Below are 8,868 nucleotides of genomic sequence, written 5' to 3'. Positions count from 1 at the left end.
TAGAGGGAATTAATACTAAATTAAAGCTATTAAAAAGGTGTGGTTTTGGATTTAGAAATTTGAGAAATTTTGAAATAGGGGCATTACTTTTTTGGCATTTTCCTGAAAAATTAGCACAATAAGTACGGAAGAGCCATCATTTTCTATGTATAGGTGTACTGATGAATTTTGGGGAAATCAAATTTATGTTCCTTTGTGAAAAACTCAAACAAAAATTTAATCATCTTAAAAGACTTACATAAATACCAATACTTTAGTAAAAAATTTTTAGCTTGTAACCAAATATCTTCAACGGGATTTTGTTCGGGAGCATTGGGAGCAAATAAAATACAAGTGATTGACCAATTATCAGGTTCTTTGTCACGATTAACTTCTGACAAATAATCTCTAAATTCTCCATATTTATGATAACTAGCTCCATCCCAAATCAAGATAATTTTCCGCTCTTTGTATTTATTTTGCAAGCATTTTATGAATTCAACTGTTGATTTTTTATCCCCAGATTTATAACCTTTAACATGGAATTGTTTGGTTTGATAATTGAGTGCGCCAAAATAAGTTTGTCTATTTTTTTGATTGGTAATTTGGACTTCAATTCTTAGATCGGATCGACCCCAAACGTAGCCATTGATATCGCCATGAAGTAGATGACATTCATCTAAAAAAAATACTATTATTTCTCCAGAATTTATGCCAGCCTTGTTTTTGGCTAAAATATTTTTAATTTGTTCCCTCTTTTTTTTGACCAGTTCGGGATCAGATTTGGGATTGATTTTCTGAGTTTTTTTTCCAGGTAATCTTCGCCAGATATAAAAGTTCATAATAGCTCTGTTTTGATTTATAGCTGACACCAAATTTTCCCTCTAAATAAGTAGGGCTTGCTGAAAAAGTCAGAAAACAGTATTTAGAAAGATGAGTGAATTCGCATTCACATTGATGAGATAAGTTTTATTTAAACTTTCTTGGGTAAATACGATTTTTGCTAATCAGTAAAGGTAGAAAAACTGAAAAAAGCTGTTTGTTCTGAAATAGACACAAAAAAGCCAAAGAGCCTGCCGCAGCAGGGCAGAAAGATTCATCACCAGAAAAGTTATGGCGATGGTTGTTTGAGAAGTATTAGAAAGTTTAGCCATCACTCTACCAAGGCTGAATCTTCTTTTAGCTTCTCCAAATTTTCTGACAAATTGAGTTACGAATTCTCTCGTCTAACTGAGCCTGTTTCTTCATTTTCTTGCTGATATTTGTCGGGGGTCTTCCTAGAGGTGGACCACTCATCCTAATCCCTCTTTCTTTGCACCAAGCTAAGAATGTCTCTCGTTCGATAAATCCGATCTACATGAATTGATTCTGGGTAAAATCCCGTGAACCGTTTAAATTCTTCTACTTGTGTTTTTAAGTCTACAGATTCGTTAAAATTATCCCAACTAATTCGGTCTAAAAACACGTACCCATTACGACAACTCGCTGACATTTTTGCCCCAAATTCAACGGATTTCCCGGCTTTTCCTCTGACAATTGGGCGGATGTGTGGTTGTGTTAAACTTACTATTCTGTCCTGAATACTCTGTTCTTTATTTTCATACATCCATAACTGTTGACGGTAGACCTCTGTAGCCACTAACAGCATTTTATAATGATATTTACTCAGCAACTGTAGCTGACCCATTTTATCGATATGAGCCAAATTTCTTTTGATATATTGAAGTTGTTTTTTAATCGCTTTTCTTCGTGCTTTTCGTAAGGGCTTCCGGTTTTTGGCTATTGTTAAGTATTCTTTTCTGGCTGTGTTTCGATATGTTATTTTTTTTTTTTTACTGGTGACTGAATTTGAGTATGTAGAGCATCTATAATTTTTTCGGTATGTTCCCTAGCTTGATTTAATAGTCCTAAGTCGGTCGGATATTTAATGTCTGCTGGCGCGCAGGTTGCATCTAATATTAATTTGCCTTGATTTTTAGCCTCACTTATTTGTGATGACTTTTGTTTGACTTCTACTGCTGGCACTTCTGTCTGGTCTTTAACCATTTTTTCGTTAATTTTGTTGACTAGACTGACACCTATTCTCTGCCTAAAATGAACGAACATGGATGAATCGAATGGTGCTTCACTACTATAGGTTGTCATGCCTATAAAGTATTGTAGGTATGGGTTTTCTCTTATTTGTTCTACTGTTTCTTTGTCGCTAGTTCCTAACCTTTCTTTAATGATTAATGCTCCCAATGCTATCCGAAATGACGCAAGCTGGAGCTCCCGTTGAAACTGTAAAATTTTGGGCATATTCGACTTCAAATTCTGACCACGGAATTAGTTTCGCCATGATTACCCAACGATTATCATCTGACAATTGCCCCTCGAAGGGGAGGTCAAAGTTGGATGGCTCTTTTGGGGCCCTAGTCAAGTTTTCGGTACATTACGAAAATGATAGTGTGCTGGGCTTTTGACTCATTTTAGCTACTATCTTTGCACATTTTCAGCGCTAAAACGAGCCCAAGTCTTTTGATGTAAGGGTTTTAGGCTTTTTCAGCAAGCCCTAAGTAACTAGCTCATCGAAATCCCAATATTCTTTATTCTTTAGCCATTCGATTACTTCAGTTTTGTGTAGAGATGTTAAATATCCTTTTGACCCTTTATGCCCTAGTTTGATCCCTGCGACGCCTTTGGTTTTAAATTGTTTTTTCCAATAACCAATAAAAAATTTACTTACACCTAAAATTTTGCTAATTTCATGGTAGACCTTACCTTCGATAGCCATCCTTACAGCTATTGCTCGCTTGAGTTCTCTTACAGTTCGATCACTTTTAATGAAAGATTCTAACGACGCTCTTTCTTTTTCCATATCTTTCTGTGGCAGTTGTAAGTTATTCATCTTTTTATTGTCACAATCAATTATTGCATATAATTATATCATAATAAGTGTAGATAATGATTTAGGATTGCTATATATACTGGAGGAGTGTCGGATCATTATCACCCCCCCAATTTGCTCTTTGCTTGACAGATTTAGCCCAGCTAGTTAACTTGAAATCTTTGCTTAAACAACCTCGTTCTCCTAAGAAGAAAAAACCGGACTTGATTGTAGACCCACTGCATCGTCATGTATCTACAGCTCGACTTTTGAAGCAAGCTCAGCAAACACCTTGACAGGGCTAGCCACGGCAGTACAGTCACTACTGCTTTGGTCAACTGGAATTTCAATCCAGAATTCAGCCCCTCGACCGGGTTCAGAAAAGCATTCGAGGGAGCCACCATGTTTAGCAACTACAATTTGATAGCTAATTGACAGTCCTAATCCAGTCCCTTGACCAATAGGTTTTGTGGTGAAGAAGGGGTCAAACAACTGTTGTCTAACCTGTTGTGTCATCCCAGAACCGTTGTCTTGAATTTGAATTACCACTCTTTTAGAATGACTAGGCTGAGTATTGTTAGTCAATAACTTAGTCCGAATTGTGATGCAACTGGGATTATTGAGTGCGTCTTTCACAGAACGCTGAGCGTTGTAGTGATCTAAAGCATCAAGCGCGTTTGCCAGAATATTCATAAATACCTGGTTCAACTGGCCTGCATAGCACTCTACCCTTGGTAAATCGCCGTATTCTTTGATAACTTCAATGGCAGGACAATCGGGTTTTGCTTTCAGCCGATTTTGCAAAATCATGAGTGTGCTGTCAATTCCCTCATGGATGTCAACAGGCTTCATTTCTGCTTCATCCAGTCGCGAGAAGTTTCGCAGGGATAGGACAATTTGACGAATGCGCTCTGCCCCTACTTTCATTGAACTCAGTATCTTGGGCAAGTCTTCAATCAGGAAGTCCAAGTCGATTTCTGTAATCTTCTCCTCAATTTGGCGGTTGGTCGCTGGATAGGTCTGTTGATAAAGCTCCACTAAGTCCAGTAAATTCCCCGTATACTCAGCAGTGTGGATCAGATTGCCGTAGATGAAGTTCACTGGATTGTTGATTTCATGAGCCACTCCAGCCACCAGTTGCCCCAACCCTGACATTTTCTCAGTTTGAATTAATTGGGTTTGCGTGCGTTGCAGTTGCTCTAGGGTGGCAGAGAGATGTTGATTTTTCTTGTGCAATTCCTGAGTTCGCTGCTCAACTCGCTTTTCCAGCGTATGGTTTGCTTTCTCCAGTTGCACTTTTGCCACAGCAAGCTTGTTGTATAGCATTGCATTTTGCAGCGAGATCGCTGCCTGCGCCGTGAGCAACCGCAGAACTTCCAGACAGTTACGAGTGAAAGCGGCGATCGTCAAATTATTTTCCAGATACACCATGCCAATCAACTTGCCGCGATTACAGATTGGCATACACAGCAAGCTTTTGGGCTGTTGTAGAATCATGTAGGGATCATCGGCAAAGGTCGTTTCCAGTCGGGCATCATCCAGCACTAAAGGCTCGGCAGTGCGGGAAACATAGTTGACAACGGAGTGGGGAATGTCGCGGCTCGATCGCAGGGGTCGCGAGCGCAAGCCAAACGCCGAATTTTCACCGAGTTGGGAGCGCTGGGCCCCCACTTCTAACGGAGTTTCGAGATCAACATTGGTCGCGGTTTGGGCCGCAATCACCCAATTTTCCTCATGTCGCAGCAGCAGTACACATTTTTCGGCTCCGGCATTTTCAACCACTACCTGCATCAACGTTGACAGTAGCTTCTCCAACTCAATTTCTCCCGCCAGCGCATGAGATGCTTTGATCACCGTTGCCAAATCTAGAGCTTCGGAAATGCTGGAACTGTTACGTCCCGCCCCGGTGGTGGTGGAGCGAACGGCCCGGATGGGAGAGCTTGCGTCCTCGCCCTGTACGATCGGAGCCAAGAGTTGGGGATAGCGGTGTTCCAGGTCATCTAGCTTCGCCTTCGCACCCCAGCGTCCGTAGGCATAATAGCCATTCGTCAGGTAAACCTGAGCGATCGCTTCTTTACCCCAGTCTAGATAAAATCGAGCTGCAAGTTCGTTGGCAAGGGCTTCTTCTTGCGTGTATTCGTTGGCTTTGGCGGCCGCGATTGCGCGATCGTAGTGATCGAGCGCGACCGCCGTTTGACCCAACACCCGACACCGTTCCGCTGCCACCAACTCAAATTTATGCAGATAATTCATGGGCGCATGACTGGCCCAGGTTTGCATTTTTTGCTGGTTCTCAGTCACTCGTTGCAGCAATTCTCCCTGTTCAAACGGTGTAGCAGTAGGATAGGCAGCCAGCGCAGTGAGCGAATCATAAAACTGAAAGACCGGAATCGTGGCGTATCCGGTGCCGGCTCCTAGATACTGTCTGGCTTGAGTAGCAGTTGCGATCGCCAAAGACAGATCCCCAAACAAATAGCAGAGAATTAGTTTATGAACGTAGAAATAGTGCAGTCCTGTAAATTCATTTGCAGCAATTAGCTGAGGTAATAATTCTTCCTCGTTCAATGCTTGACCAGTCAGAACACAAGCATTCTCAGCCTTGCCTAGTAAGTTAAGAACCGCTTGATGATAGATCCGGCAGTAGTTGAGGGTGGTAGTTTGTTGGAAATTCTCCAGGACAAGACTATAAGCCTGCATATCTTCCTCTAGCCGAGGCAGTTCCCGCCCCAGGAAATAGGAATACTGACAAATATCTTTCGCATTGAAGCCGAGGTAGTAGATATTTCCCGTGTCGAGCGCAATTTTATAGCCTTCCAACATCAACTGCACAGCATTCTGGAGATGAGATTTCAGATAGATGATGAAAGCACCCACGACATATAAAACCGTGGGCTTGATGACGTTGATATTCAACTTGGCATTCAACCCTAATGCCAATTTGCCCACCCGATCGGCCACTTCAACGTCTTGCAAAATCCCGTTTAGAAGAATTCCGTAGCAGGCATAGCAGAACGCAGAAAAGGGTGCATTACCATACTGAATCGAGGCTTTTACCTGCGACAAAATGAGCAACGGAAACAGATTTGGGGCGGCAATATAAACAGCGGGAGCCACACTGGCCACAATTTGAACAACTGCCAGTTTGTCTGCCGCCGTCATCATGGGCAAATCGACCAGTTCTTCTGGATTACGCCCGCCCAGCAGAACAGCCGTTTCTTGGAGGGCTGCCTGAATGTCAGCCGGGGTGGGTTCAAGAGGAAAAACGAGGCCGAACTGTGCCATCGCTTGCCGAGCGATCGCGATCGCAGCTAGCACATTATTTTGGGCTGTATAGGCCTGAATTTTGATGTCGTAAATGCCCACGCGATCGAGCAAAGTGTTGGCTTGTTGCATCACGGCCTCACCCAGTTGCTCCATCTGCTCATAGGCTCCGCAGAGATAAGCCGCTTCAGCCGCTGACTCATGCAGAGACAGGGTTAACCCATACTGACGATGCCAGCAGTCCAATCGCAGCAAGCGGATTCCCCTGGTCAAATACTCAATAGCAGCTTTGTATGCGGTAGAAGCGAGGGCTTTTCGTCCTGCGATCAGGTTGAGTTGAGCGAGTTGCTCCCGTAGCGAAGCAACTCGCAAGCCATCGTCCTGCGATCGCATCAACTCGATACCGATATTAAGGTGATTCACAATCTCAAAAACGTTGGCTTCTCGCTCGGCTTCTGGCACATTGTTTAACAGCCGTTGCCCGATTTTGAGATGAGTCGCCTGTTTGTCATCGTCTGGAATCAACGAGTAGGCTGCTTGTTGGACGCGATCGTGAAGAAAGTTGTAGGAGGCGATCGGTTTTTCCTGAGCGCTAGGGATGGGTGCATTTTCTGTCACAAGTGTCCAACCATCGGCCGGGAATAATTTGTATCCTTCGCCGTTGGGCAAAATCACTCCTTCTTTGAGGGCTTGCCACAAAGCAGCAGCCGTCTCTGTGGGAGATTGCTCATACACGATCGCCAACGTTTCCAGGTCAAACTGGTTGCCAATACAAGCCGCCAGTTTCAAGACATTTTGGGTTTCCAGCGACAACTTCTGCAATTGCTTGGCCACAAATTCCACCACATCCTCAATCAGGCTCATAGCGCGGATTGGGGCGATGTCATAATGCCAACCGCCCACCGAGGTATCAAATACAATCAGTCCATCGTCATAAAGCGATTTAATAAATTGATTGCTGAAAAAAGGATTCCCCTGGGTCTTTTGATGCACCAACTTGGTCAAGGAAATTGCTTGCTCTGGTGAGACATTTAGAGTATCGGCAATCAAGTAATTCAGGTGGATGGGGGTCAAGGGAGCTAGAGCAATTTTATTGACCGTGACCGATGTCTGCTGCAGTTCTTCGATCATCTGCATTAACGGATGCGCGGGCGAAACTTCGTTATCCCGATACGCACCCACGAGCAGCAAATAGTGGCTTTTTGCTTCGCTCATCAGCAGTTGCATCAGCTTGAGCGAGGCGGAGTCTGCCCATTGCAGGTCATCGAGAAAAACCACTAGGGGATGATCTTGCGTGGTGAAAACCTGGATGAACTTTTGGAACAACAGATTAAAGCGATTTTGGGCTGCACTGCCGGACAGTTCCGACGCAGGAGACTGTTCGCCAATGATTCGTTGGAGTTCTGGAATTACTTCGACGATCACCTGGCTATTCTCGCCCAGTGCAGCTAGAATGTTGGTCTTCCATAGATCGATCTGGGCATCGCTCTCGGTCAGCAGTTGCCCCATCAAGTCGCGGAACGCCTGCACCAACGCCGAGAAGGGGATGTTGCGTTGGAATTGATCGAACTTGCCTTTGATGAAGTACCCGTGTTGGCGCACGATCAGCTTGTGCACTTCGTGGACGACGGCCGTTTTGCCCACGCCGGAAAAGCCTGCCACCAGCATCAGTTCGGTGGCACCCTGCTGCACCCGCTCAAAGGCTTCCAGCAGCATGGTCACTTCCGCTTCCCGACCATACAGCTTTTCAGGAATCACGAAGCGATCGCAAGTATCCCGGTGTCCCAGCTTAAACGGCACAATCATGGCCGTTGCGTTCCATTGATGCAAACAGGTTTCCAGGTCGTGCTTCAGTCCCCAGGCGGTCTGATAGCGATCTTCGGCATTCTTCGCCATCAGTTTACTCACCACCTCCGAGAGGAGCGGCGGCACGGCAGGATTCAGGTTATGGACGGCGGAGGCTTGTTTGGCGATGTGGCAATGTACCAGTTGGAGAGCATCGTCCGATTGAAACGGCAACTGACCAGTGAGCAATTCGTAGAAGGTGATGCCTAGCGAATAGAAGTCGGTGCGGTAGTCAATGCCCCGGTTCATCCGGCCGGTTTGTTCAGGGGATAAATACTCCAGCGTCCCTTCCAGCACTGAAGGATTAATCAAAAGTTGCGTTTCTCTAGGCAGCAGGGAAGCGATGCTAAAGTCAATCAGCTTAATCTGCTTGGTGGTGGGATGAATCAGAATATTGGCAGGCTTGATATCTTTATGAATAATGCGATGACAGTAGAGATTATTGAGCGATTGGGCGAGGGCGATCGCAATCTGCAAAAATTCGGTGAGAAACAGTGGCTCGTAGCGAGGAGCCTTATGAAGTGAGGTGTTCACTTCAGATTGCTGGCCCCAAAGCGCTGTATACTCCTTGAGTGAAATTCCTCCGAAGTCCTCCATAATTAGAGCAAGCTGATTTTGGTAGGTCTCCAGACTATAGAAACGGACAACATCAGCCATGTTCAAATTTTGGGCGATCGCATATTGGTTCTTGAATTGTGCTAATTCAACCAGGCTGGGATAAGCCGTTTTTAGAAGTTTGATCACAACGGGGGTTTGATCCCACTCTCGCCAGCCCCGGTAAACCACCGTTCTGGAACTGGTGTAAATCGTTTCATGAATTCGATACCCTGGAATTCCAATCAAGCTCTTTAGCATAAACCCTGTTCAAAACAATGGATTCATCATTATATCCACTCTCACGGTTACTTTCACACTAC

At 44.6% G+C, this 8,868-nt stretch carries 4 protein-coding genes and 1 pseudogene; 1 reads left to right on the top strand and 4 read right to left on the bottom strand.

Translation table 11 applies throughout. The annotated features are described in order from the left end of the window. Nucleotides 1-8: 8 nt before the first annotated feature. Nucleotides 9-122, top strand: coding sequence for a hypothetical protein (locus tag QUB52_RS19475; RefSeq protein ID WP_442923375.1), 114 nt, complete (start codon nt 9-11; stop codon nt 120-122). Between the two features lie 21 nt (nt 123-143). On the opposite strand, the gene QUB52_RS19470 is transcribed toward QUB52_RS19475, so the two are convergent. The 4 genes and pseudogenes from QUB52_RS19470 to QUB52_RS19455 all read right to left on the bottom strand — a co-directional run bounded on the left by QUB52_RS19470 (nt 144) and on the right by QUB52_RS19455 (nt 8,806). Next, complete coding sequence (locus QUB52_RS19470; RefSeq protein ID WP_265237649.1) at nt 144-851, bottom strand: IS630 family transposase; 708 nt, start codon at nt 849-851, stop codon at nt 144-146. 135 nt (nt 852-986) lie between these two features. Next, a pseudogene (locus tag QUB52_RS19465) lies at nt 987-2,411 on the bottom strand (IS5 family transposase). A gap of 119 nt (nt 2,412-2,530) precedes the next feature. Next, nucleotides 2,531-2,866 carry a helix-turn-helix domain-containing protein gene (locus tag QUB52_RS19460; protein WP_332975088.1) on the bottom strand — a complete coding sequence of 112 codons (336 nt, stop codon included), beginning with the start codon at nt 2,864-2,866 and terminating at the stop codon, nt 2,531-2,533. Between the two features lie 234 nt (nt 2,867-3,100). Next, nucleotides 3,101-8,806 carry an AAA family ATPase gene (locus tag QUB52_RS19455; RefSeq protein WP_332975087.1) on the bottom strand — a complete coding sequence of 1,902 codons (5,706 nt, stop codon included), beginning with the start codon at nt 8,804-8,806 and terminating at the stop codon, nt 3,101-3,103. Nucleotides 8,807-8,868 lie beyond the last annotated feature (62 nt).

Source organism: Microcoleus sp. A6-C6 (genome assembly GCF_036705955.1).
In the GTDB taxonomy this organism is placed as follows: Bacteria; Cyanobacteriota; Cyanobacteriia; order Cyanobacteriales; family Microcoleaceae; genus Microcoleus.
Note: the sequence above shows the minus strand (reverse complement) of the source record. Positions and strands in the feature narration are given on the sequence as shown.

What these genes read in the sequence shown, in the direction of transcription:
- QUB52_RS19460 (WP_332975088.1), bottom strand. Translation starts at nt 2,866, where the DNA reads ATGAATAACTTACAACTGCCACAGAAAGATATGGAAAAAGAAAGAGCG.
- QUB52_RS19455 (WP_332975087.1), bottom strand. Translation starts at nt 8,806, where the DNA reads ATGCTAAAGAGCTTGATTGGAATTCCAGGGTATCGAATTCATGAAACG.